General features: G+C 69.6%; 18 protein-coding genes, 1 pseudogene and 1 riboswitch. Of the genes and pseudogenes, 12 read left to right on the plus strand and 7 right to left on the minus strand.

The genetic code is table 11. The features are described 5' to 3' along the window. Nucleotides 1-10 precede the first annotated feature (10 nt). From QUE47_RS07160 to QUE47_RS07170, 3 genes are all read right to left on the minus strand, one after another. Nucleotides 11-1,015: an LLM class flavin-dependent oxidoreductase gene (locus tag QUE47_RS07160; RefSeq protein ID WP_286219184.1), complete on the minus strand. Its 1,005-nt coding sequence runs from the start codon at nucleotides 1,013-1,015 to the stop codon at nucleotides 11-13. Nucleotides 1,016-1,171: 156 nt separating this feature from the next. Then, nucleotides 1,172-2,512, minus strand: coding sequence for an MFS transporter (locus QUE47_RS07165; protein ID WP_286219185.1), 1,341 nt, complete (start codon nucleotides 2,510-2,512; stop codon nucleotides 1,172-1,174). 159 nt (nucleotides 2,513-2,671) lie between these two features. Further along, nucleotides 2,672-2,932, minus strand: coding sequence for a GlsB/YeaQ/YmgE family stress response membrane protein (locus QUE47_RS07170; RefSeq protein WP_286219186.1), 261 nt, complete (start codon nucleotides 2,930-2,932; stop codon nucleotides 2,672-2,674). A gap of 166 nt (nucleotides 2,933-3,098) precedes the next feature. Here QUE47_RS07170 and QUE47_RS07175 point away from each other — a divergent pair, with 166 nt between their 5' ends. Both QUE47_RS07175 and QUE47_RS07180 read left to right on the plus strand, forming a co-directional pair. Then, entirely contained in the window at nucleotides 3,099-3,335 is a 237-nt protein-coding gene (locus QUE47_RS07175; protein WP_286219187.1) for a hypothetical protein, read from the plus strand. A gap of 279 nt (nucleotides 3,336-3,614) precedes the next feature. Then, on the plus strand, nucleotides 3,615-4,175 hold the full coding sequence (locus QUE47_RS07180) for a hypothetical protein (RefSeq protein WP_286219188.1): 561 nt from the start codon (nucleotides 3,615-3,617) through the stop codon (nucleotides 4,173-4,175). 461 nt (nucleotides 4,176-4,636) lie between these two features. On the opposite strand, the gene QUE47_RS07185 is transcribed toward QUE47_RS07180, so the two are convergent. The 3 genes and pseudogenes from QUE47_RS07185 to QUE47_RS07195 all read right to left on the minus strand — a co-directional run bounded on the left by QUE47_RS07185 (nucleotide 4,637) and on the right by QUE47_RS07195 (nucleotide 8,869). After that, a complete protein-coding gene (locus QUE47_RS07185; protein WP_286219189.1) occupies nucleotides 4,637-5,068 on the minus strand; it encodes an Hsp20/alpha crystallin family protein in 432 nt (143 codons plus the stop codon). Between the two features lie 227 nt (nucleotides 5,069-5,295). Further along, a pseudogene (gene metE, locus QUE47_RS07190) lies at nucleotides 5,296-7,823 on the minus strand (5-methyltetrahydropteroyltriglutamate--homocysteine S-methyltransferase). Then, nucleotides 7,820-8,869, minus strand: coding sequence for a methylenetetrahydrofolate reductase (locus QUE47_RS07195; RefSeq protein ID WP_286219190.1), 1,050 nt, complete (start codon nucleotides 8,867-8,869; stop codon nucleotides 7,820-7,822). The pseudogene metE and the gene QUE47_RS07195 overlap by 4 nt, the downstream one beginning before the upstream one ends. A 61-nt stretch (nucleotides 8,870-8,930) precedes the next feature. Then, nucleotides 8,931-9,032, minus strand: a riboswitch (SAM riboswitch). A 212-nt stretch (nucleotides 9,033-9,244) separates the two neighbouring features. Here QUE47_RS07195 and QUE47_RS07200 point away from each other — a divergent pair. The 9 genes from QUE47_RS07200 (at nucleotide 9,245) to QUE47_RS07240 (ending at nucleotide 21,245) form a co-directional block, all read left to right on the plus strand. Continuing rightward, nucleotides 9,245-10,165, plus strand: a complete 921-nt coding sequence (locus QUE47_RS07200; RefSeq protein WP_434019739.1) for a carbohydrate ABC transporter permease — start codon at nucleotides 9,245-9,247, stop codon at nucleotides 10,163-10,165. Nucleotides 10,166-10,169: 4 nt separating this feature from the next. Beyond that, nucleotides 10,170-11,123, plus strand: coding sequence for a carbohydrate ABC transporter permease (locus QUE47_RS07205; RefSeq protein ID WP_286219191.1), 954 nt, complete (start codon nucleotides 10,170-10,172; stop codon nucleotides 11,121-11,123). 93 nt (nucleotides 11,124-11,216) lie between these two features. Next, nucleotides 11,217-12,569 carry an ABC transporter substrate-binding protein gene (locus tag QUE47_RS07210; protein ID WP_286219193.1) on the plus strand — a complete coding sequence of 451 codons (1,353 nt, stop codon included), beginning with the start codon at nucleotides 11,217-11,219 and terminating at the stop codon, nucleotides 12,567-12,569. Between the two features lie 84 nt (nucleotides 12,570-12,653). Further along, the gene (locus QUE47_RS07215) at nucleotides 12,654-14,426 is read left to right on the plus strand and encodes a glycoside hydrolase family 35 protein (RefSeq protein WP_286219194.1); all 1,773 of its coding nucleotides are present in this window, start codon (nucleotides 12,654-12,656) and stop codon (nucleotides 14,424-14,426) included. Nucleotides 14,427-14,428: 2 nt separating this feature from the next. After that, complete coding sequence (locus tag QUE47_RS07220; RefSeq protein WP_286219195.1) at nucleotides 14,429-16,465, plus strand: beta-galactosidase; 2,037 nt, start codon at nucleotides 14,429-14,431, stop codon at nucleotides 16,463-16,465. Between the two features lie 44 nt (nucleotides 16,466-16,509). Continuing rightward, on the plus strand, nucleotides 16,510-17,580 hold the full coding sequence (locus tag QUE47_RS07225) for a LacI family DNA-binding transcriptional regulator (protein WP_286219196.1): 1,071 nt from the start codon (nucleotides 16,510-16,512) through the stop codon (nucleotides 17,578-17,580). 40 nt (nucleotides 17,581-17,620) lie between these two features. Beyond that, nucleotides 17,621-19,753, plus strand: coding sequence for an alpha-galactosidase (locus tag QUE47_RS07230; protein WP_350227698.1), 2,133 nt, complete (start codon nucleotides 17,621-17,623; stop codon nucleotides 19,751-19,753). Then, nucleotides 19,753-20,676 (plus strand): sugar O-acetyltransferase, encoded by a 924-nt coding sequence (locus QUE47_RS07235; protein ID WP_286219197.1) that lies wholly within the window; start codon nucleotides 19,753-19,755, stop codon nucleotides 20,674-20,676. The genes QUE47_RS07230 and QUE47_RS07235 overlap by 1 nt, the downstream gene beginning before the upstream one ends. An 8-nt stretch (nucleotides 20,677-20,684) precedes the next feature. Continuing rightward, nucleotides 20,685-21,245 (plus strand): hypothetical protein, encoded by a 561-nt coding sequence (locus tag QUE47_RS07240; RefSeq protein WP_286219198.1) that lies wholly within the window; start codon nucleotides 20,685-20,687, stop codon nucleotides 21,243-21,245. Between the two features lie 61 nt (nucleotides 21,246-21,306). Here QUE47_RS07240 and QUE47_RS07245 read toward each other — a convergent pair whose 3' ends face one another. After that, a complete protein-coding gene (locus QUE47_RS07245) occupies nucleotides 21,307-22,143 on the minus strand; it encodes an AraC family transcriptional regulator (protein ID WP_286219199.1) in 837 nt (278 codons plus the stop codon). Nucleotides 22,144-22,274: 131 nt separating this feature from the next. Between QUE47_RS07245 and QUE47_RS07250 the strand changes: the two genes are divergently transcribed. Then, entirely contained in the window at nucleotides 22,275-25,652 is a 3,378-nt protein-coding gene (locus QUE47_RS07250) for a DUF5107 domain-containing protein (protein WP_434019740.1), read from the plus strand. Nucleotide 25,653 lies beyond the last annotated feature (1 nt).

Consider the following 25,653-nt stretch of genomic DNA (forward strand, 5'->3'; position numbering starts at 1 on the left):
GCCGTCAGCTCTACCAGGCCGCGGCGACCCGTTCGAGGGTGTCGATCCGGGTCTCGACGGAGTGCGCGGTGCCCGTCACCATGATCTCGTCCGCGCGGGTCTGCGACTGCAGGTCCGCGAGGTACGCGACGACGTCCTCGGCCGTGCCTGCGGCCTGCGTCCCGGGCAGGTGTTCGAGGAGCATGCGCTCCTCGGCGGTGAACCCGCGCTCGGCGGCGTCCTCGGGCGTCACGATCGGCCCGAGGCGGCCGCCCGTGCGCAGCGTGAGCGCCATGACGCGACTCGGACCCGCGAGGTAGTCGGCCGCTTCACGCGTCTCTGCGGCGAGCACCGACGCGCTGACCATCACGTACGGCTCGGGCAGCGCCTCGGACGGCTGGAACGCCGACCGGTACGCCTGCACGGCGTCGAGCGTGATGCCGGTGTTGAAGTGGTGCGCGTACACGTACGGCAGGCTCAGGGCTGCGGCGACCTGCGCGGAGTAGGGCGACGAGCCGAGCAGCCACATGCGGGGGGACGACGTCGCAGCGGGAGTCCCGCGGAACGCTCCGGTCGGGTGGGTCGAGAGCTGGTCGGCGAGCTCGACCAGGTGCTGCGGGAACTCCTGGACCCCGAGCGTGTCGGTGGACCGGCGCAGGGCGGCGGCCGTCCGCGGGTCCGTCCCGGGGGCGCGCCCGATCCCGAGGTCGATCCGGCCGGGGTGCAGGGCCTCGAGCATCGCGAACTGCTCGGCGACCACCAGCGGTGCGTGGTTCGGGAGCATGACGCCGCCGGAGCCGACGGAGATCCGCTCGGTCGACGCGGCGAGGTGCGCGATGAGCACGGGCGGCGTCGTCGACGCGACGGCCGCCATGTTGTGGTGCTCGGCGACCCAGAACCTGCGGTAGCCCGCGACGTCGGCCGCCTGCGCGAGGCGGGTCGAGGCGGCGAGCGCCTCGGACGACGTCTGACCCGCGCCGACCGGCGCGAGGTCGAGGACGGAGAGTGGGGCGCGGGTGCTCGTCGAAAGGGTCACGTCCGTCCACAACGCTCGGTGCGCCGTCCGGCATCCCGAGAACAGGGTGACGTGCAAGACCCTTGCCCCGCGCTGCCTCGGACCGGCGACGCGTCGTCGGCACTCCGTGCGATCACTCTCACGGTGCGGAGTGGCGTCACCCAGGCAGGCCGGCGCTCATCGGGTGGGGGCGGCGGGCTCCCGGTCGGTTGCGGCGGGGCTCTGAGCGTCCTGTCGGCGCAGCGGCGCGACCTGACCGGCGAGCACGATGCTCATCACCAGCGCGAGCGCGATCGTCAGCAGCGCGTACCGTCCGCCGATCGACGCGACGAGCAGGCCGAGGACGGGCGGGGCGGCGAGCTGGGCCATCGAGCTGAACGACGTCACGACGGAGACGCGGGCGGCAGCGCGGGTCGGGTCGTCCGAAGCGGCGGCGATCGCGATCGGGTTGCCGAGGGCCGCTCCGAATCCCCAGGCGACGATGCCGATCCACGCGACCCACAGGCTCGGGCCGAGCGCGAACAGCACGAGCCCCAGGAGCGACACGACGGCGGAGGCGCGGAGGACCGCCACGCGGCCGAACCGGTCGATGACGCGCGTGCCGAGCATCCGGAAGACCGTCATGGCGACGATGAACGTGCCGTAGGCGAGCGACCCGACGGCCTCCTGCTCGTGGAATCCGTCGACGACCGCGATCGACAGCCAGTTCCCGGCGGAACCCTCCGAGAGCGAGGCGGCGAGGATCACGAGGCCGATGAGCAGGGTGCGCGGCTCGGTCCACGCGGCGAGCGCCGTCCGCAGAGCGGCCCCGCGGCGGCGTGGTCCGGTGCTGGGAGCGCTGCCCGGATCTCCTGCCGAGGAGCCGTCGCGCGGGTCGCCCGACCCGTCGCGCATCGGCGGCGGCTGCAGCGCCGAGGCCGCGGGGATCAGCGCGATGCGGAGCCCGGCCACCACCACGGCGATCACCACGATGTGCGTCGCGGCCGAGACGTGGGCGAACGAGAACGCGGCCCCGGTGACGGTGCCGATCGCAGCGCCGATCGAGAAGGCGGCGTGGAAGTGCGGCAGGATCGCGCGCCCGACGCGCTGCTCGACGATCGCCGCGTTGAGGTTGATCGGGATGTTCGTGCCCGCACCGCTGAACCCGTTGAGGAACGCGCCGGCGACGAAGAGTCCGACGGACCCTGTCACGGCGCCGGCCGCGATGAGGCCGAACCCGACGACGTTCCCGGCGGTCGCCGCGTACATGACGGCCCGGCTGCCGTAGCGCGTCACGACGGTCCCGCCGATGAGCACGGAGATGAGCGCACCCACCGCGCCGAAGATCAGGAGGGTGCCAAGACGGGCGGAGTCGATGCCCAGGTCCTCGCGCAGCGAGGGGAGACGGGTGAGCCAGCTGGAGAACGTGAGCCCCATGAGCCCGAAGAGGATGAGCAGGGACCACCGTGCCTGTCGGACGACGGTCGGTACGGCGGTCTGCGCTGCTGGGGAGCGCTGGGGGTCTGGCTGGGTGCTCACTGGCAACAGTGTATCGAAACGATTCGAGCCAGTGGCTGTGTCGTCCGCCACGGAAACGGCGTCACGCGCCGCGGTGCGCGCTCAGGGAAGAGAGGGCGCACGACAGCGGCGGGCCACCCCGAGAGGTGACCCGCCGCGTCGGTACGAGGTGGAGAGGTGTCAGCGCTTGCGGCCGACGATCGCTCCGTAGATGCCGAGCACGATCAGCGCGCCGAGGATCGCGAGGCCCCACGACTGGAGGGACCAGAACTCCTCGAGACCGCCGCCGAAGAACTGTGCGCCGATCCATCCGCCGAGGAGCGCGCCGACGATCCCGAGCAGGATCGTCATGATGAGGCTGCCCGTCTGCTTGCCGGGGAGGATGGCACGGGCGATGAGGCCCGCGATGAGGCCGAGAACGATGAGAGCGATCCAACCCATGAGTGTTCTCCTTCTGAGTTCTGACGGACGTGAGCGGGCTGACTATCCCACAGACTCGTGGTCGGCGGTACGGTGAGCACCGACGCGCCGCGCCGCCCGTGATCAGGTGACCGACCGGCGCAGGGCGACCACAGACCAGCACGTGACCGGGCCAGCAGGAGGAAACATGGACGACGACCGCACGACAGGCACCTCGGCGAGCACTGCCGGCTCCGACGCCGACTCCACCGTCGGCGGCAACATCGCCGGCGTGACGAACTTCGTCGTCGGCATGGTGCTGTTCCTGCTCGGCCTCGGGCTCATGAGCCTCGGCTACTCGGAGGAGAGCCTCTGGCTGTTCTTCGCCGGCATCATCGCGTCGTCGCTCGCGTTCTTCATCCCGCTGGCACGCCGCGAGCACTGATCGCCGGCTGCTGGGCCACCGCTGGTACGACGACCGACCGGGCGGCGATGGCACGAGACTGACGACGGACACGATGACGATCCAGGGGCAGGGCACGCCGCGCGGAGGCCCTCCGGCAGGGCGGCGAGGGACCAACCTGCCGACCGACGTCATGGCGTCCTACGGAGTCGGTCTCACGTCGCGAACGGGGTGGAGCAGCACTGAACAGATGAAGGCTGCCTTCCCCGACGCGACCGGCAGGGTGTGTGGGTTCGGCGGGTACGCGACGCAGTCGAACGCTTGCCAGATCGTCGCGAAATGATGGCGGCGGGAACACGAGTCGTCGGGGCGGGCGCCGGATTGCTCGTCGCACTGCCTCTCGCGGCATGCGCTCCCGTCGGCGACGGTCCGCTCGCCGGGCCCAGAGTGGCAGCCGACGACGTCGAGCTGTGCGTTCCGACGACCGCCGGTGAGCACATCTATTTCGGCGAAGCGCTCGCCAACGGCGGCTCGGACCCCGCGGTGATCTCGGACGTCCGAGGGACCGCGGAGAGAGCCGAGTCCGTCGACTTCTCCATAGACCAGGAGGGGCTTTCTCTCGACGAGGTGCTGGGCGGCGGCGGATGGCCGACCGACGAACCCGTCGGGTTCGAGGCTGACGCTCTCGGCCGTGCCGTCCCCGTCGAGGGCGTCGTCGTCGATCCTGGAGCCGCGGTCACGTTGATCGCCGTCGTGGAGCCGACCTCCGCCACGGATGACGCGATCGTCGACGACATCATCGTGACGTACACGAGTGGCGACGAAGAGTACGAGGAGCACATCTCCGTCGCGTATCGGGTGCACCACGGTGACAGCTGCTAGAAGGATCACGGCTCTCGTTCTCGCTGCGGCGGAGCCGAGCGCCCGCGCGATTCCTGGTCGGAAGGACACCTCTGCTGCGCAGACGGCCCCACCGGTGCGCGTGCGTCCCGAGCCGCCGAGCTCGACGTCCATGCTCGTCGCGGAGCGTCTCGTCCGTCGCCAAGGCCCTCGCTGCGCGACCGGGAGTGGGTCAGCCCCGATCGCTCTGACCAGAGCGTCCAGCGCCTGACCGCGCCCGGGGATGCGTCTCCATCATCCGCCCAGCGTGTCCGCAGGCCCGGTAGCGCTCGCAGTGCGGTGTCGGCGCTAACGGGCGGGCCGACCGGGCCAGACCAATCTGGTCAGAACGGCGACCCTGTGACGACCGGTCGGGCGCGGCGCGCCCGATCACGAGAACGGCGTTGCCACCCGACCTGAACGACCGGTCGGGCGGCAACGCCGCGTTCGGGCTCGGGGCAGGATCAGCCCGCGTCCGCGCCCGTCGTGATCTCGCCGCGCGACCCGGCGTGAGCGATCTCGATCTTGCGAGGCTTCGCCTCCTCGCTGACCGGGATCGTGAGGGTCAGCACACCGTCGGCATAGGACGCCTCGATCTTGTCGAGGGCGAGGCCTCGACCGACCGTGAGCTGCCGGGCGAACGTGCCGGTGGCTCGCTCGCGCAGGAGCCACTGCGCCTCGGACGAGCGTGGCGTGCGCTCCGCGCGGATCGTGAGCGTCCGGTCCTCGACCGAGACGTCGATCGTGCCCGGGTCCACACCCGGCAGGTCGACGGCCAGGACGTAGTGGTCACCCGAGCGGAACAGGTCCATCGGCAGCGAGGACGACGCCCGGTTGGTCAGCACGGAGCCGAACAGACGGTCCATCTCCTGAAAAGGGTCCCAACGCGTAGCCATCGCGCATCACCTCCTCGACGAATGGCCCCGACCGCCGGGGCCGAGCGACCACGGGGCGGAGGTGCCCGCCCCGTGTGGCTACGAGACACTTTTTAGCACTCGGACCCGGAGAGTGCTAGCGATGATCGCTGACGGCGAACTTGGAGTCTTTCTGCGCCGCGAACGCGGCGCTGCCGCCGGATCGGTGGTCCCGATCCGGCGGCAGCCCCACGTTCGACCCGGTGGCGTCAGAGCGTCGCGCGGACCGCCTTGGTGGCCGACACGAGGTTCTCCAGCGACGGCACCGTCTCGGCGTACCGGCGCGTCTTGAGCCCGCAGTCGGGGTTCGCCCACACGACGTGCGGGTCGATCGACTTCACGGCGAGCTCGAGCAGCTCCGTGGCCTCCTCGACCGACGGCACGCGCGGGCTGTGGATGTCGTAGACGCCCGGTCCGATCCCGCGGGCGAACCCGACGGCCTCGAGCTCGGGCACGATCTCCATGCGCGACCGCGCCGCCTCGACGGAGGTCACGTCGGCATCGAGGGCGTCGATCGCGCCGATGACCTCGCCGAACTCCGAGTAGCACAGGTGAGTGTGCACCTGCGTCTCGGTGCGGACGCCCGAGGTGGCGAGCCGGAACGACCCGACCGACCAGTCCAGGTAGGCCGGCTGGTCGGCGGCGCGCAGCGGCAGCAGCTCGCGCAGCGCCGGCTCGTCGACCTGGATGATCCCGATGCCCGCGGCCTCGAGGTCGGCGAGCTCGTCGCGCAGCGCGAGACCGACCTGGTTGGCGGAGTCGCCCAGCGGCTGGTCGTCGCGCACGAACGACCACGCGAGGATCGTCACCGGCCCGGTCAGCATGCCCTTGACCGGCTTCGACGTCAGCGACGCCGTGTACGACGACCAGTCGACGGTCATGGGCGCCGAGCGCACGACGTCGCCCCAGAGGATCGGCGGGCGCACGCAGCGCGAGCCGTAGGACTGGACCCAGCCGTTGGCGGTCGTAGCGAAGCCGTCGAGCAGCTCCGCGAAGTACTGCACCATGTCGTTGCGCTCGGGCTCGCCGTGCACGAGCACGTCGAGGCCGATCTGCTCCTGCAGCTCGACGACCCGGCGGATCTCCGCCTGCATCGCCGAGGTGTACTCGGCCTCGGGCAGCGCACCGCGCGCGTGCTGGGCCCGCGCCCGCCGGATCTCCGGCGTCTGCGGGAACGACCCGATCGTCGTCGTCGGCAGCAGCGGCAGGCCGAGCGCCGCCTGCTGGGCGGCCGCGCGCTCTGCGTAGGCGCCGCGCGTGAAGTCGCCCGCGGTCAGGCTCGCGAGGCGCTCGCGGACCTCCGGCACCCGCACGCCCTCCGCGGTCACCCGGGAGGCGACGGCGTCGGACGACGCACGCAGCTCGTCCGCGACGGCGTCACGACCTGAGGCCAGGCCTCGGGCGAGCGTGGCGACCTCGCCGACCTTCTGGTTCGCGAACGCGAGCCACTCCCGCAGCCGCGGGTCGAGCTTGCGGCGCGCGGCGCCGGGGGTCGAGTCGTTGCCCCACTGCTCGTCGTCCGCGTCGTGCGGCACGTGGAGCAGGGACGTCGAGGTGCCGACCGCGACCGCTCCGGCGCCGAGACCCTGGGGCCCGACGAGCCCTTCGAGGGTCGTGAGCTTCGCGTCCAGGTCGGCGCGCCAGACGTTGTGCCCGTCGATCACGCCGGCGACGACGGTCTTGGTGGCGAGGCCCGGGTACGCGGCCGCAGCGGCGCCGTCCGACACGATGCTGCCCTTGACCAGGTCGAGCGAGATCGCCTCGACGTCGGTCGCGGCGAGCACGGCGAGACCGTCGCTCTGCGGCGTGACGAGGCTGCCGAACGGGGTGCCGACGAGGATCCGGGGGCGCTCGGGGATCGTGTCCAGGTCGGCGTCCGGCGACGGCGGCGCGAGCTCGGACGCGAGCGCGCGGTAGGCCGTCTCGATCGCGGCGTGGATCCGCTCGACCGGGACGTCGACGGAGTCGGTGACGAGGATCGGCTCGTCGAGCTGGACCCACGGCGCGCCGACCGCGCCGAGCGCGCGGAGCAGCTCGGCATAGGCGGCGACGACGTCGTCGAGGCGGTCGAGGGGTGGAAGTCCTGACTTCGCGTCGTCCCGTCGATGTGCTCAGCCTTCGCGAGCGCGAGGAACGTCACCGGGCCGACGACGACCGGGCGCGTCGTGACGCCGGCCTCCTTGGCCTCGGCGAATTCGCGGACGATCCGGTGGTCGGCGAACGAGATCGGCGTGCTCTCGCTGATCTCCGGCACCAGGTAGTGGTAGTTCGTGTCGAACCACTTCGTCATCTCGAGCGGGGCGTCCTCGCCGCGACCGCGGGCGACCGTGAAGTAGCCCTCGGGCTCGAGGGAGCCGTCGTCCTCGTCCAGGAGGTCCGCGAACCGGGACGGGACCGCGCCGAGGAGCGCGACGACGTCGAGCACCTGGTCGTAGTACGAGAACGAGCCCGGGACGGAGCCGTCCTCGGGGTCCAGGCCGAGCGCGACGAGGCGCTTGACCGTCTCGCGGCGCAGGGTGCCGCCCGCGACCTCGAGGTCGACCGCGTCGATCTCGCCGGACCAGAAGGACTCGACGGCCTTCTTGAGCTCGCGGCGGCGCCCGATGCGCGGGTAGCCGAGGATCGTCCCGCCCGGGAACGCGGGCCTGACGGCCGGCGCGGGAGCAGTGGCAGCGGTGGGGTCGGTGGTCGGTGCGGTGGTGCTGGTCGTGCTGGTGCTGTCGTCTGATGCAGTCATCGTCCGAGTCCTTCTGCGGTAGCTGGTGCAGGAGTGGTCTGACCGATGACCCACGGCCCGCTGGCCAGGTCGGGGGCGACGGCGGGGTCGACGGCTTCCGAACCGTCTGACCCGCCACGTGCCCCGCCGCCGAGGTGTACACCCTCGAGCAGGTCAAGTGCGGCTTCGTGCTTGTTGAACGTGTAGATGTGGATGCCCGGGGCGCCCGCGTCGAGCACGGCCTGGGCGAGCTCCACGGAGTGCCGGACGCCGAGCGCGTGGCGCGCCGCGTCGTCGTCCGCCGCGGCCTCCAGCTCGGCGACGATCACCCGCGGGGCGGGGACGCCGGTGAGCTCCTCGACGCGGCGCAGGCGCCGCGGCTCGGTCATGGGCAGGATCCCGGCGAGGATCGGGATCGTGACCCCGGCCTCGCGGGCGTCGGCGACGAAGTCGATGTACGACGACGCCTCGTAGAACAGCTGCGTGATCGCGAAGTCCGCGCCCGCCTTCTGCTTCTCCAGCAGCCGGGCGACCTCCTGCGCGCGGGTGGTGCCGGCGTCGCGGTTCCCGTCGGGGAAGGTCGCGACGCAGATGGTCAGCGGGCGGGCGGCCCCGCGGAGGGCGGTGCTGGCGCTCGCGGCGCAGCGGTCGGACTCGACCTGCCGCAGGAGCTCGACGAGCCCGATGCTCGAGCCGACGCCGTCCTCGGCCGGCTGCCAGTCGGGCTGGTCCTTGGGCGGGTCCCCGCGCAGAGCGAGGAAGCTCCGCACGCCCTCGTCGAGGAAGTCGCCGATGACCTCGGAGACGTCCTCGCGGGACGCGCCGACGCAGGTCAGGTGGGCGATCGGGAGGACGGGGGTGCCCTGGAGCAGGCGTCCGACGACGGTACGCGCCGTGTCCCGGTCGTTGCCGGCCGCGCCGTAGGTCACCGAGATGAAGTCCGGGCGCGCCGCGACGAGGCGCCGCGCGGTCTCCCAGAACTTCGGCGCCGCCGACGGGTTGCGCGGGGGCATGAGCTCGAACGAGACGGTGGGGCGGTCGCGACCGGTGCCGACGGTGACGGTCATCGGACCGGCCCGCAGGACGGTCCGCAGGGTTGCGAAGTGGGTGCCTCTGAAAACATAGATCTCTCCATCGACCCTGGCTGTAGCACCCTCACCCTCGGGAGGCTTCCGTCGGGGGTTGCTGCGGTGTCGTCGAGCCAGGACTCTCGACCGCTCTGGATGGCTTGACGGCGATCCTACGAGCGTCCCAGGGTCCGGGCAAAGGTGCGACCGGATGCTGGACGGGTGTGAACGCGGGTCACGCGCCCGGCGATGGGCCGAAAGATGACAATCTCAAACGCATGTTGACATGTGCGGGCGCTGGTGCAAGCATCGTCGGTACAGGATGTTTACGTAAACATCATCCCGGCACCGAAGCCAGGCCATGGAGGGCTACAGATGACGATGGCGTCTGTCAGTACGGGGCGTGGTTCTGTCGCGCCTGCTGTGCGTCGTAGTAGGAGGCGCTGGACGGGGTGGCAGTTCGTGGGCCCGTTCATGGTGATCTTCACGCTGGTGTTCTTGGCGCCGATCGCGTATTCGATCTATATCAGCCTGTTCCGCACGCAGTTGATCGGTGGGACGTCGTTCGTCGGGTTCGACAACTATGTGACCGCGTTCCAGGATCCGCAGTTCTGGTCCGGGGTCTCGCGGGTGGCGTTGTTGTTGTTGGTGCAGGTGCCGATCATGTTGGGGATCGCGTTGTTGGTCGCGTTGGCGATCGATTCGGGCCGGTTGTACGGCAAGTCGTTCTTCCGGATCTCGATCTTCATGCCGTACGCGGTGCCGGCGGTGGTTGCGGCCCTGATGTGGGGGTTCATGTATGGGACGCGGTTCGGTCTGATCGGCAACATCAACGACGCGTTCGGGACCTCGATCCCGGACCCGATCAGTTCGGGGTTCGTGCTCGCCGCGATCGGGAACATCGTGACGTGGGAGTTCGTGGGTTACAACATGCTGATCTTCTTCGCGGCGTTGCGTACGGTCCCGCACTCGTTGTACGAGGCGGCGGAGATCGATGGTGCGGGGCAGTGGCGGATCATCTCGGCGATCAAGCTCCCCGCGATCCGTGGGGCGTTGGTGATCGCGACGATCTTCTCGATCATCGGGTCGTTCCAGCTGTTCAACGAGCCGTCGATCCTGCAGAGCTTGTCGCCGAACTACATCACGACGTACTTCACCCCGAACCTGTATGCGTACTCGTTGTCGTTCTCGGGTCAGCAGTACAACTATGCGGCGACGATCGCGATCATCATGGGCGTGCTGACGATGCTCGTGGCCTATGTCGTCCAGCTGCGCGGCATGCGCAAGGAGGTGTGAACCGATGAGTTCTGCAACCCAGCAGGCGACGGCAGGTCGTCCCACCGGTGCGGGTCGTAGCGGTGCGAAGGGTCCGGCGCGGTTGAGGTCGAAGCGTCCTGCACCGTCGATCGCGAACCCGCGCAAGAGCTTGACGTTGACGGTCCTGACGGGTCTGGTGCTGTTGTACGCGCTGGTGCCGTTGGCGTGGTTGGTGATCAACGCGTCCAAGACGCAGAAGGACCTGTTCTCCTCGTTCGGGTTGTGGTTCGCCGGTGACTTCGCCCTGTGGGACAACATCACCACGACGTTGACGTATCAGGACGGGATCTTCGCCCGGTGGTTCTTCAACACGTTGTTGTACGTGGTCGTGGGTGCCGGGGGTGCGACGTTCCTGGCGCTGCTGGGCGGGTACGGGTTGGCGAAGTTCAACTTCCCGGGCAAGCGTGCGGTGTTCGCGATCGTGATCGGTGCGGTCGCGGTCCCGGGGACGGCGTTGGCGGTCCCGACGTTCTTGATGTTCTCCAAGATGGGCCTGACCGATACCCCGTGGGCGGTGATCATCCCGTCGTTGATCGCGCCGTTCGGGTTGTACCTGATGTGGACGTTCGCGGCCGAGGCGGTGCCCGGTGAGTTGATCGAGGCCGCGCAGATCGATGGTGCGGGGCCGTTCAGGACGTTCTTCAAGGTCGCGATCCCGTTGCTGGGGCCGGGGATCGTGACGGTGCTGCTGTTCACGATGGTCGCGACGTGGAACAACTACTTCCTGCCGCTGATCATGCTTCGCGATCCGGACTGGTACCCGTTGACCCTCGGGCTCAACGCGTGGAACTCGCAGTCCTCCACGGCGGGTGGTGAGGCGATCTTCAACCTCGTGATCACCGGTTCGCTGCTGACGATCCTGCCGTTGGTCATCGCGTTCTTGTTCCTCCAGCGGTACTGGCAGTCCGGCCTCGCCGCAGGATCCGTCAAGGAATAGCCCCTCCCGATGCGCCACGACGCGCATGACGCCGCTGCTTGACGAGCGTCGTCCTCGCTGATGAAGCCCAACAATGAAGTGAAAGGGACCACCATGAACATCACACGTCGCCGCACCATCGTGCGGACGGCGGCACTGGCCGGAGCTCTGTCTCTCGCCCTTGCCGCATGCTCCAGCTCCGACGACTCGGGTGCCGAGGCGCCATCGTCGGAGGACGCCGCTGCGGACATCCAGGCAGCGCTCGACGAGGGCGGGGAGATCACCGTCTGGGCCTGGGAGCCGACGCTCACCCAGGTCGTCGAGGACTTCGAGGCGGAGTACCCGAACGTCACGGTGAACCTCGCCAACGTGGGGACGAGCCAGGACCAGTACACCTCGTTGCAGAACGCCCTTGCCGCCGGCGACGGTGTCCCGGACGTCGCGCAGATCGAGTACTACGCCATCCCGCAGTTCGCGATCGGGGAGTCGCTCGCCGACCTGACCCCGTACGGCGCTGCCGACCTGGACGGCACCTTCACTCCCGGGCCGTGGAGCACGGTGAAGCAGGGTGACGCGATCTACGGCCTCCCGATGGACTCCGGGCCTATGGCCATGTTCTACAACGCCGAGATCTTCGACGGCCTCGGCATCGACGTACCGACGACGTGGGACGAGTACTACGAGGCCGCCAAGGCGATCCACGAAGCCGACCCGAACGTGTACATCACGTCGGACAACGGTGACGCCGGCCAGACGCTGAGCATGACGTGGCAGGCGGGCGGCCGCCCCTACACGGTCGATGGCACCGACGTGTCCATCGACTTCTCCGACGAGGGCACCACGAAGTACGCCACCCAGTGGCAGAAGATGATCGACGAGGGCCTGCTCTCGGACATCGGCGGCTGGTCCGACGAGTGGTTCCAGGGCCTGGGCAACGGCACGCTCGCCACCCTCGTGACCGGTGCCTGGATGCCCGCGAACCTCGAGTCAGGTGCTCCCGACGGCGAGGGCAAGTGGCGTGTCGCCCCCATGCCGCAGTGGGAGGACGGCGAGTCCGTCACCTCCGAGAACGGCGGTAGCTCGATCGCGGTCATGGAGGCCAGCGAGAACAAGGAGCTGGCGTACGCGTTCATCGACTACGCGAATGTCGGCGACGGCATCCAGACCCGCATCGACGGCGGCGCGTTCCCGGCCACCACGGCCGAGCTGAACTCCGACGAGTTCCTCAACAAGGAGTTCCCGTACTTCGGTGGCCAGAAGGTCAACGAGGTCCTGTCGCAGTCCGCCGCGGACGTCGCCGAGGGTTGGCAGTTCCTGCCCTACCAGGTCTACGCGAACAGCGTCTTCAAGGACACCGCGGGACAGGCGTACATCAACTCCTCGACATCCCTCGCCGACGGACTGCAGTCCTGGCAGGACACCAGCGTCAAGTACGGCAACGACCAGGGCTTCTCGGTCGACCAGTAGCACCTGACGACGGCGGGCCCGAGCGCACGCCCGGGCCCGCCGTCGTCCGTCACGCTGACAAGCACACGAACCAAAGGTGATCTGATGAGCACGTTCGCGATCGGGGAGACGGACTTCCTCCTCGACGACAAGCCCTTCCAGGTCATCAGTGGCGCACTGCACTACTTCCGGGTCCACCCCGACCTGTGGGAGGACCGGATCCACAAGGCGCGCCTCATGGGGCTCAACACCATCGAGACGTACGTCGCGTGGAACTTCCATGCACCGTCGCCCGGGGCCTTCGACACGACCGGGCGCCGCGACCTGGGTCGATTCCTCGACCTCGTCGCGGCGGAGGGCATGCAGGCGATCGTCCGTCCAGGCCCGTACATCTGTGCGGAGTGGGACGACGGCGGTCTGCCGGCCTGGTTGCTGACGACGCCGGGCGTCGGCGTCCGTCGCTCCGAACCGATCTACCTGACTGCGGTCGCCGCCTTCTACGGAAAGGTCCTGCCGATCGTCGCCGAGCGGCAGATCGGTCGCGGTGGGCCCGTGATCGCCGTCCAGGTGGAGAACGAGTACGGCGCCTACGGCGACGACGAGGACTATCTGCGCGAGCTGGTCCGGATGATCCGGGCCGAGGGCATCGATGTCCCCTTGCTCACGTGCGACCAGGCGAACGACGAGATGCTCGCGCGCGGAGGACTCCCCGAGCTGCACCGCACCGCGACGTTCGGCTCCCGCTCCACGGAGCGCCTCGCCACCCTCCGTCGTCACCAGCCGACAGGCCCGCTCATGTGCGGTGAGTTCTGGAACGGCTGGTTCGACAGCTGGGGCCAGCACCATCACACGGCGCCCGTCGAACTCAACGTCGACGACCTGGACGACCTGCTCGCGTCGGGCGCCTCGGTCAACCTCTACATGTTCCACGGCGGGACGAACTTCGGATTCTCCAACGGCGCCAACGACAAGGGCGTGTACGTCCCGATCGTCACGTCCTACGACTACGACGCCCCGCTCTCGGAGAGCGGCGACCCGACGGCCAAGTACATGGCGATGCGCGACGTCATCGGCAGGTATGCACCGGTTCCCGACGAGGTGCCGCCCCCGCGCGCGCAGGCTCCTACCCTTGCCGTCCGCCTCGACCACGCCCTCGCCTGGTGCCAGGCACGCCCACTTCTCGGGACGACGTCCAGCCACGACCATCTCCCGACGACCGGTGAGATCGGCCAGTGGTCCGGGTTCACGTCCTACCGGACGCAGATCACCGCCGACGACGACGCCGTCGCCCTCGAGGTCCGCGACCGGGCCGTGGCACTCCTCGACGGTCAGCCCGTGGGGACGCTGAGCCGGTCGGAGCACGGCGGGACGTTGGCACTGCCGCATCGCGCCGGGACCCTCGAACTGATCGTTGAGAACCAGGGCGGGGTCAGCTACGGAAGCCGCCTCGGCGAGACCAAGGGACTTCTTGCCCCCGCCCGGACCGCGACGCGCGTGCTCGACGCATGGAACGTGACCGCTCTGCGACTCGAGGACCTTCCCGAGGATTTCACCGAGCGTCTGCGGGCCACCACGCCGGAGTCGACGTGCGACGAGAACCGTCCGGTCGCCGGTCCGTCGTTCCGTCTCGGGACCTTCGACACGACGGCCGGTGCGGACCACTTCCTTCGGCTCGACGGTTGGACCAAGGGTCTCGTGTGGGTCAACGGGTTCCTGCTCGGTCGGTACTGGAGCGCCGGCCCTACCAAGACCCTCTACGTGCCCGGCCCGCTGCTGCGGTCGAACGGCAACGAACTGATCATCCTCGAGCTGCACGGTGCAGCCGCCGCGACGGCGAACTTCGTCGCGGCACCCGACCTCGGACACACGGAGCAGTGAACATGACGGACACGACCTTCGAACCCCTCGGCATGCCTCACATGGGGACAGGCTCCTCGATCGGGTTCGGCGCCGACTACAACCCGGACCAGTGGCCGCGCGAGGTGTGGGACGAGGACGTCGCCCTCATGCGCGAGGCCGGCGTCAACGTCGTCTCCGTCGCGATCTTCTCCTGGGCACGGCTGCAGCCGACGGCGGACACCTGGGACTTCGCGTGGCTCGACGAGGTCATGGACCTGCTCCACGCGAACGGCATCGGCGTTGACCTCGCCACCGCGACCGCGTCGCCGCCCGCCTGGCTCACGACCGCCCACCCCGAGGTGCTGCCGGTCACGCGCACCGGCGAGACGCTGTGGCCCGGCGGGCGGCAGCAGTGGCGACCGACGTCGCCGGTCTTCCGGGAGCATGCCCTGCGCCTCGCCGACGCGATGGCGCAGCGGTACGCCGACCATCCCGCCCTCGTCGCGTGGCACGTCTCCAACGAACTCGGCTGCCACAACGTCTGGGACTACTCCGACGATGCCGCCGCGGCGTTCCGTGCGTGGCTGCGCGAGCGTTACGGCACCCTCGACGCGCTCAACGCGGCGTGGGGCACGGCGTTCTGGTCGCAACGGGTCGGTGACTGGGCGCAGGTGCTTCCCCCGAGGCAGTCGGCAGCGCAGTCGAACCCGACCCAACAGCTCGACTTCAAGCGGTACTCGTCAGACGCCCTGCGTGACTACCTCCGGGCCGAGCGGGAGGTGCTGCGTCGCCACACCCCGAGAGTCCCGATCACGACCAACTTCATGGTCATGCGTACCCCCGAGGGCATGGACTATGCCTCGTGGGCGCGGGAGGTCGACTTCGTCTCGAACGATCACTACGTGCACCCCGGTCCGCAGGGGCACGACGAGCTGTCCTTCTCGGCGAACCTCACCAGCGGTATCGCCGGTGGCGACCCGTGGTTCCTCATGGAGCACTCGACCAGTGCGGTCAACTGGCAACCGGTGAACCGGCCCAAGGCCCCGGGTGAGCTCGCCCGTGACTCCCTCACGCACGTCGCCCACGGCGCCGACGCCGTCTGCTACTTCCAGTGGCGGCAGTCCGCGTCGGGCGCTGAGAAGTACCACTCGGCGATGGTTCCCCACGCCGGCCGCGACAGCGACGTCTTCCGGGCCGTCGCGGACCTCGGGCGCACCCTCGAGACCCTCGCCCCGGTCGTCGGCACCCGCCGGAGCCCGGCTCGTGCAGCGATCCTCTTCGACTGGGACTCCTGGTGGACGTCCGAGATCGACTCCCACCCGAGCGACCGACTCCGCTACCGCCAGGAGGCGCTCGACTGGTACTCGGCCTTCCTGGCGCTCGGCGTGCGGGCCGACGTCGTCCCCGCCCACGGCGACCTGTCGGCCTACGACGTCGTCGTCGCCCCCATCCTCCACGTCGTCCCTGCGGACCTCGCCCGGAGCCTCGCGGAGTGGGTCTCCGCAGGCGGGCACCTGGTCACGACGTACTTCTCCGGGATCGTCGACCAGGACGACCACGCGTGGCTCGGCGGCTACCCCGGCGCGTTCCGGGATCTCCTCGGGATCCGGATCCAGGAGATGGCACCCCTGTTCGACGACGAGACACCACGCCTCGACGACGGGCGTCCCGTCAGCCTGTGGGCGGACCCGATCGACGTCGTCGCCGCCGAGGTCGAGGTGCTGAGCACCTACGTGGACGGCGCTCAGGCCGGACGCCCGGCCGTGACCCGGCGTCCCGTCGGCCAGGGTTCGGCGTCGTACGTGGGGGCGCGTCTCGGTGCGGTGGGGATCGCCCCGACGCTGGCGCAGATCCTCGACGGTGCGGGCGTGCACAGCGAACTTCCGGTGGCGAACCGGGGCGAGGTTGAACTGACAGTTCGCACCGACGGGGAGTCCGACTACTGGTTCCTCGTCAACCGGACGACCGAGGCGATCGAGGTCACGGGTCTTCACGGGCAGGCACTGATCGGCGACCTCTCGGGCGAGGTGCTGACCCTCGCCCGGCGAGGCGTCGCGGTGCTGCGGATGGACGTCTGACGGCTCGGTAGGGTCCGGCTCGAGACCGCGAGAGGAGGCAGACCGTGAGCACGACGGAGAGATCGTCGACCTTGGCGTGGTCGGGAGCCAGACCCACCGGGCGCAAGAAGGGCCCCGGGGCGTCGATGGCGGACGTGGCGGCGCTCGCGAAGGTCTCTTCGCAGACGGTCTCCCGCGTCTCGAACGGACACCCCAGCGTCCGTGAGGAGACGCGCGAACGGGTGCTGAAGGCGATGGAGACGCTCGGGTACGCACCGAACGAGGCAGCGCGCGCCCTGCGGTACGGGAAGTTCGGCACCATCGGCCTCATCGCGCACCGGCTCGCCCGTACCGGCGAGTCGCGCACGGTCGAGGGCGTCGTCGAGGCGGCCCGGACGCTCGGATTGACCGTGACGTTGGTCGACGTCCTCGCACCCACGTCGGACGACATGACGGCCGCCGTCGCGCAGCTGACGCACCAGTCCATCGACGGACTCATCATCATCCGCTCCGAGCTGAGTGCCACGGAGAACATCGCCTTGCCACCTCGCTTGCCGGTCGTGGTGTCCGACTCCCGACTGATCGGGAGCCGTCCCGCTGTGGGCACGGACCAGTCGCAGGGTGCACGCCTGCTCGTCGAGCACCTCCTCGCCCTGGGCCACCGCACCGTGCATCATCTCGCGGGCCCCTTGGACTCGGGACCGGCCCAGGAGCGTTCCGACACCTGGGCGCAAGTGCTCCGGGAAGCCGGACGGGACGTCCCGGAGATCGGGGTCGGGGACTGGACAGCGCACTCGGGATACGTGTGGGCCACCAGTCTCGACATCGGCGGCGTCTCGGCGGTGTTCTGCGCGAACGACGAGATGGCAGCGGGCGTCGTGCGAGGCCTGCACGAACGGGGCTGCCGGGTGCCGCAGGACGTGTCTGTCGTCGGGTTCGACGACGTGGCCCTGGCGGGATATCTCTGGCCGCCTCTGACGACGGTCCGCCAAGACTTCCAGAAGATCGGCAGCGAACTGGTCAGGCTCCTCGCTGAGCAGATGGACACCGGCAGACATCTCTCGGACGTGCACGTCACCGTCCCGGTCGAACTGCTCGTCCGTGAAAGCTCCGCGCCGCCACCCGCCACCGCGTGATGCGCTGCCTGCACCCCGATCTGTCGACGGAAGGACCTTCGTGACCGCGATCCACCACCTCCAGGTCGCCGGGACGAGCCTCGTGCTCGACGCCCGCGGCAGCGACGTACCCGTCGTCGTCCACTGGGGCGGCGACCTCGGGGAACTGACGGAGGGCGATCTGACCACGCTCGCGGACTCCCAGGTCCCGGCGATCCCACCGAACTCGGTCGACACCCCGTTGCGCGCGCGCCTCGTGCCGTTGCCGACCGACGGATGGTCAGGCACGCCGGGACTTCGAGGGTGGCGTCCGGACGGCTCGCCCGCTGCGGCTCGGCCCGCACTGCGACACGTCGAGACCACGCGTGCGTCGGGCACCGCCCACGGTGGGAGCCTTCGGATTGCCCTGGTAGACGACGAGGCCGGCCTGGAGGTCGTCGTCACCCTCGCGCTCGGCCCGACGGGAGTCCTCGAGAGCCGCACCGACGTGACCAACGCCGGACCGACGTCGTACGCCCTCGATGCGGTTCACGCCACCCTCCCACTCCCTGCCCGTGCGGCCGAGATCCTCGACCTGAGCGGGCGCTGGTCCGGGGAGCGGCGACCCCAGCGGCTCCCCGTGCGCGACGGCGTGTGGTCCCGTGAGACCCGGCACGGGCGGACCGGACACGACGCACCCACGCTCACGGTCGTCGGGACGCCAGGGTTCGGTTTCCGCTCCGGCGAGGTCTGGGCCGTGCACCACGCGTGGAGCGGCGACATCGCCGTGCGCGTGGAGCATCAGCCGACGGGGCACACCGTCGTCGGGGCCGGCGAGATCTGGGGACAGGGCGAGGTCGTCCTCGCTCCCGGCGAGACGTACTCCTCGCCGCGCACCCTCGCCGCGTGGTCAGCAGACGGGATGGACGGCACGTCCGCGCGGTTCCACGCCTGGGTCCGGTCGCGTCCCGGCCGGGTGGCGACGCCACGGCCCCTGACCCTCAACATCTGGGAGGCCGTGTACTTCGACCACGACCTCGACAAGCTCACGGCGCTCGCCGACGCGGCGGCCGCCGTCGGCGTCGAGCGGTTCGTGGTCGACGACGGATGGTTCCGCGGGCGGATCGACGACTCCCGGGCACTGGGGGACTGGCAGGTCGACCCCGGCCGCTGGCCCGACGGCCTGGCACCCCTCGCGAACCACGTGCGCGGACTCGGAATGGGCTTCGGACTCTGGGTCGAGCCCGAGATGGTCAACCTCGATTCCGACGTCGCTCGGGCACACCCTCAGTGGGTCCTTCGGGGTGCCCCGCACCGCGACCCGTTGCCCTGGCGCCACCAGCACGTCCTCGACCTCGCGAACCCCGACGCCTACGCCTACGTGCGGGACGCCGTGGTGGCACTGCTCGACGAGTACCCCATCGAGTACCTCAAGTGGGACCAGAACCGCGATGTGCTCGACGGGCCGGCCCGCGCTCAGGTGCTCGCGACCCGCAGGCTCATGGATGAGCTCAAGGCGCGGTTCCCCGAGGTCGAGATCGAGTCGTGCTCGTCCGGCGGCGGGCGCGTCGATCTCGACGTCCTCGATCGTACGGACCGCGTGTGGGCGTCCGACACCAACGACCCGCTGGAGCGCCAGGTGGTGCAGCGCTGGACCGGGCTGCTGGTCCCGCCGGAACTCGTCGGCACGCACGTCGGCGACGCCCGCGCGCACACCACGGGCCGCACGCTACCCCTGGGTCTGCGGCTGCTGACCGCGACCTTCGGGCACAGCGGCATCGAGTCAGACATCACCAAGGTCACCGATGAGGACCGTGCCGCGCTCACCCGATGGGCCGCCGTCGTCCGCGACGTGCGAGGCCTCGTGGCGAGCGGCACGACCGTGCGAGCCGATCGGCACGACGAGTCGTGCTGGGTGCACGGCCTCGTCGCCCCGGATCGCTCGGAGGCGCTGTTCGCGATCGTCAGCCGCTCCGCGTCGCCCGATGCGATGCCGTCGGCGGCCGTCCTGCCAGGGCTCGACCGCGACCGGTGCTACCGCGTCGAACGGATCGATCTGGGCGCGGTGGCGCTCGCTGTCGAGAACGCACCACCCGCCTGGTGGGCCGCGGGAAGGGTGGAACTGTCCGGCGCGGCGCTCGATCAGGTCGGCCTGCCGCTGCCGTGCCTCGCGCCGGAGCAAGGCGTGCTGTTGCGAGTGCGTGAGGTGGCGTGATGGACGAGCGCGAGATCGAGGTCCGTCGACGCATGGTCGGCCACGAGCTGTACACGGACGGGGGCCCCGGGCTCGACGGTCTGGCGCAGGAGCGCCTGCGCGCCCGGGAGCTGGCGTTCGACTTCGCGCACACCCGCCCCCGTGACAGAGAGGGACGTGCGCGGATCCTCGCGGAACTCCTCGGCTCGGTCGGGGAAGGACTGTGGGTCGAACCGCCCCTGCAGGTCTCCTACGGATCCACGGTCACGCTCGGCGACGACGTGTTCGCCAACAGCAACCTCACGCTGGTGGACGACGTCGCGATCACCGTGGGTGACCGCGTGATGTTCGCGCCGAACGTGACGATCACGACGACGGGACACCCTGTCCATCCCGACCTGCGACGGGACGGAACACAGTTCTCGGCACCGGTCGTGGTCGAGGACGACGTCTGGATCGGCACCGGCGCGATCGTCCTGCCCGGAGTGACCATCGGCCACGGCTCGGTGGTCGCGGCGGGGAGCGTCGTGACAACGAACGTCCCGCCTGACGTCGTCGTCGGGGGACGCCCGCGCGGGTGCTGCGGGCGATCACCGAAGCGGACCGCGAGTGGCGGTATCGGGCCCCGAGCTCGCTGCCGGATCCGTCCTCGGCGCCACGGTGACCCGGTGAGCGCCGGGGACGGACGCTTCCACGTGGACGTCGACCTGGACCACGGGGGCGATGGACATCCCTTCGGGACCCGGTGGGTAAGGAATGGCTCTGGTCCCGGCCCGATCCGGCAAGGGATCTCGTCGCACCTGGCGACGCCTTCGTGGACGTCGGAGGTATGGAGGAGTGTCTCCCGACCATTGCCGGGCAGCCGGACCACGGCGACGTGTGGTCGCGGGGATGGACGGCAGAGGCGGGTCGGCACGTCGTCGAGCACCCCGACTTCTTCCTGAGCCGATGCATGACGGTCGGCGCTCAGGTCCGCGTCGACTATCGACTCGTCGCGGCTCCCGGGTTCCGATTCATCTGGGCCATGCACGCGCTCGTCATGCCCGACGTCGGTACCCGCCTCGATCTACCGGCAGGTCACCCGGTCAGGGCCTGGCCATCCGGCGCCACGGCTGTGCAGCGCACGTGGCCGCGGGTCACCGAGAACTCGTGGGATCGACTCGGGGAGGACGACGGGTCGGCCGTCTTCGCGCTCCTGCCGGGACTGGACCGCTGCGCGGTGACGGCGCCTGACGGGTCGTCGCTCGGATGGCGCATATGGGCGCCCGGGCAGCCAGTGTCCATCGGTCTGTTCCGCAACCTCGGCGGGTTCCCTGATCGACTGTCGGGGTACCGCACGCTCGGCATCGAGCCGATGATCGGGCACGCCCACGAACTGGCCACTGCGAGGCCTGCGGAGACCGGATGTGTCCCCGCTTCCGGGGAGGTCGAGTGGTCAGTGGCGGTCACGTCGGCAGCGACCCGACCCACACGATCCCCCGCCGTGGGGACACCCGCCGCGGATCGCGAGTGAACCACCCCTGCGGGTGGAAGGTCCCTGGAGCCGCTGAGCGGACTCGGTGTCGCCGCGATCGTCATCCACGGTCGTGCGCGCGATAGTCCGTGGGACTCATGGAGTGCAACTTGCGGAACTGGCGCGAGAAGTACAGCGGGTCGGCGTACCCGACTTGCTGGGCGATCGACACGATCGGTCTGTCGGTCGTGTCGAGGAGCTCCCGTGCGATCCCCATGCGTAGACGGGTCTGGTATTCGAGGACTCCGTACCCGACCCGCTTGCGGAACAGAGCCGCATAGTGCGACTGGCTGAGCCGGGCCATCGCGGCGAGCTCGGGGACGGAAACCCGCTCGGAGACGTTCGCACGGAGAAACTCGAGAGTCACCTCGACCGGGTCCACGCGATCCGGGCTGGTCGCACGTCGGTCCGCGCCGATGAGGGCGAGCGCGTGCCATGCGGCCCCGGCGGCCGCAATGAGGCTCGACATCGTCTCGTCATGCTCCATGCGTCGGATGATCGTCTCGAAGAGGGCGACGATCCGGGGTGGATCACCCAGCGTGAGTACCGGTCCGTCGACCCCTGCTGTCATCGTCTCGACGAGCTCCGGCACCGCACTTCCGGTGACGTGCATCCACCAGATCGTCCAGGGATCGTCCTGGTCGGCCTCGTACTGATGCGCCGTTCCGGCGGGGATCACGAGTGCCTGACCGGCGCGTACCGCATGCGTGCCCGAGGGGAGTCGACAGATCCCCCGACCTCCGGAGCAGACGATGACGATGTGCTGCGGTGCGCCGGATGTGCGCCATCGCCCGTGAAAAGCTGCGTGAGGGAAGAAGCCGACGTCGGTCACGAGGATATGGGACGTCGTGGGCTGCTTCAGTGCGTGTGTGAGCAGCGGTCGGGGCAGGACGCGCATGCGTTGTCCGGGGAAGCCGTCCCGGCGTCGACGGTATCCAGATCGCGGCGCTGCTCTCGTCGATTCGTCCATGATGCTCGCAGGATCGCACATTCCCGGAGGCTTACGCGCTCACTAGCGTCGCAAGGGTGATGACGCAGACCTCTCGGCTAGAGCTCCCGACGGCACCGATCGGACGAGCAGACGACCCCGTCAAGGCGTGGCGGGAGCCCGTCGAGATCGACACTTACATGCCGCAGGAGCCGGACGCCTACCCCGCATATCTCGGGAATCGGGTCTATCAAGGTTCTTCCGGGCAGATCTTCCCGCTGCCGTTCCATGAGCGGATCAGCTCGACCAAGAGCCCTCGGCAATGGGATGCCATCCATCTGGAGAACGAGTGGGTCCGGCTCATGATCCTGCCGGAGCTCGGCGGCCGGATCCACATCGGGGTCGACAAGTCGAACGGCTACGACTTCTTCTACCGCAACAACGTCATCAAGCCGGCACTGGTCGGTCTCACCGGACCCTGGCTCGCCGGTGGTGTCGAGTTCAACTGGCCGCAGCACCATCGCCCCGGGACCTTCCTGCCCACGGACGCCTTCATCGAGTACGAGGACGACGGGGCGGTGACGGTCTGGTGCTCGGACCACGACCCGTTCGCCCGGATGAAGGGGATGCACGGTATTCGGCTACGGCCAGGGTCGAACGTCATCGAAGCTCGCGTGCGGTTGTTCAATCGGACGACCGATGCCCAGACTTTCCTCTGGTGGGCCAACGTCGCGGCCGCCGTCGGGGACGACTACCAGTCGTTCTTCCCGACCGACGTGACCTATGTCGCGGACCATGCCAAGCGCGCGATCACGGCCTTTCCTGCCGCCGACCGTCCCTACTACGGGATCGACTACCCGGATCGCGTCACGGATGAACGGCCCGACGGCGACCGCATCGACTGGTATCGCAACGTGCCGGTGCCGACGTCCTACATGTGCATCGGCACGCAGGACGACTTCTTCGGTGGCTACGACCATGGGGTCGACGCCGGCTTCGTCCACTGGGCGGACCACCTGGTGGCGCCCGGGAAGAAGATGTGGTCCTGGGGCGACGCACCATTCGGCCACACATGGGACGACAACCTGACCGACACGGACGGTCCGTACATCGAGCTCATGGCTGGGGTGTTCACCGACAATCAGCCCGACTTCACCTACCTCGCGCCGGGCGAGACCAAGACGTTCAGCCAGTACTGGTACCCGATCCAGCGCATCGGCGCGGCGCATCAGGCGACACTCGATTCGGCGGTGCGACTCGACGTCCGACCCGATGGGAACGGGACGCGCGTGCACCTCGGCGTTGCCGTGACCCAGGCACGCGCTGGCCTGCAGATCGACCTCGTCGATGCGCGCGAGAACTCGCTGTGGCAGGACACGGTCGATGCGGATCCGGGCCGGCCCGTCCTCCGCGATGTATCACTGGCCGCCGTCCTCGACCCCACGGACGTCACGCTGGTCGTCTCCCAGGCCGGGGCGGACCTCCTGCGATGGACACCCCGGCCGGAGCGCTCCGGTGGCGTGCCCGAGCGCGAGCCGGAACCCGCGCGGGAACCGGTCGATCCTCAGGAGATCGCGTCGTCGGACGAGCTGTACCTCACCGGGGTCCACCTCGAGCAGTACCGGCACGCCACGCGCTCTCCAGAGCCGTACTGGGAGGAACTTCTCGCGCGGGACCCTCTCGATGCACGGGGCAATACCGCCCTCGCGGCGCGCCGACTCCGGGCCGGGCGGTTCGTCGAGGCCGAGCTGCTCGCCAGGACGGCGCTGGATCGGCAGACCGCACTCAACCCCAACCCACGTGACGGCGAGGTCCTTTACCTCCTCGGCCAGATCTGTGAGAGCACCGGGCGTCGCGAGGAGGCGTATGCCGCGTACGGGAAGGCTGCGTGGTCCGCGCAGTGGAAGGTGCCCGCCTGGCTCGCGATGGCACGAATCGATGCCGCCGCGCATCGGGACCGTGCTGCGCTCTCGCGCGTGGAGAGCGTCCTTGCAGTGGACGCCGAGCACGTTCAGGCGCGGGATCTCGCCGTGGTCGTACTCCGCCGCCTCGACATGGGCGACCGTGCTGCCGAGGTCCTCGCCGGCACGTTGTCCTTCGATCCTGGCGATTGGTGGGCGCGGGACCTCGCGGGCGAAGCCGTCCTCGCGGACGGCCCGACCTGCGTGGACATCGCCCTCGAGTATGTATCCGTGGGTGACCAGGATGCTGCCCTGCGCCTCTTCGAACATGCGGCAGCACGTCCTCTGCCCACGGGGCAGGTCGCGGTGGGGCCGCTCGCGCACTACTACCGTGCAGACCTGATGCGCAGCGCAGGCGACATCGAGGGCGCTGCTGCGGCGCACGCGCAAGCGTGTGCTGCCGACGGTGCGTTCTGCCAGGCGTCCCGCCGCGAGGATGCGGCGATGCTCGTGCGTACGGTGGACGCTCACCCGGATGATGCGAGGGCTTGGCTGCTGCTCGGGAACTGGCTCTATTCCGAACGCCGACACGACGAGGCCATCCACGCTTGGCGGCGCGCCGCTGTCATCGATTCCGAGGACACCGTCGCGAGAAGGAACCTCGCCGTGGCGAGCTTCAACGTACTCGATGACCCCGAAGCGGCCCTCCGGTGGTACGCGGAAGCGCTCGCCCTGGCTCCTCGCGACCCGCGACTGATCTACGAGTCGGACCAGTTGGACAAGCGTCTCGGGAAATCCGCCAGTGACCGGCTCGTGCGCCTTGAGCGACTGAGGGGCATCGTCGGACTACGTGACGACCTCACCGTCGAGCTGGTCGAACTGCTGACCGCGACCGGGCGCGCCGACGAGGCACGTGAGGTCTTGAGGTTCCGCCACTTTCAACCCTGGGAAGGTGGCGAGGGTCGTGTTCTGGGTGCGTGGGACGAGGCTCTCCTCGCTCTTGCGCGGGAAGCTCTCGCACATGGTCGCGCGACTGAGTCTCGACGACGTCTCGAGGAGGCCCTCGACCCGCCCGCAAACCTCGGGGAGGCCCGCCACCCGCTTGCCAACGCCGCACACATCCTCCTGGCCCTGGGCACCGCACGCGCTGACGAGGGCGACCGTGCGGGGGCTCGGAGGGCATGGACCGAGGCAGCGACCTTCGCCGGGGACTTCCGCGGCATGGAGACGGTGCCCTACTCGGAGATGACGTACTACTCGGTCCTCGCGGCCCGTCACCTCGACGACATCGAGATGGCTGAACGGCTCGAGCGGGGACTCGCCGAGTACGTCGCTCACTTGCGCTCGACTCCGGCGAAGGTCGACTACTTCGCCACGTCCTTGCCGACCATGCTGCTCTTCAGCGACGACCTCGCTGGTCGACAGGTGACGACGGCCCTACTCCTCGATGCTCAGCTCGCCGTGCTGCGCGGCGGCGCAGAGCGAGCTCAAGAGCTTGTCGCCCAGGTTCTCGACCGTGACCCGAATCAGGTCCGTGCCATCGACCTTGCGCGAGAGCTCGGAGCGAGAGTGCGCTAGG

The organism is Paraoerskovia sediminicola, from assembly GCF_030296575.1.
In the GTDB taxonomy this organism is placed as follows: Bacteria; Actinomycetota; Actinomycetes; order Actinomycetales; family Cellulomonadaceae; genus Paraoerskovia; species Paraoerskovia sediminicola.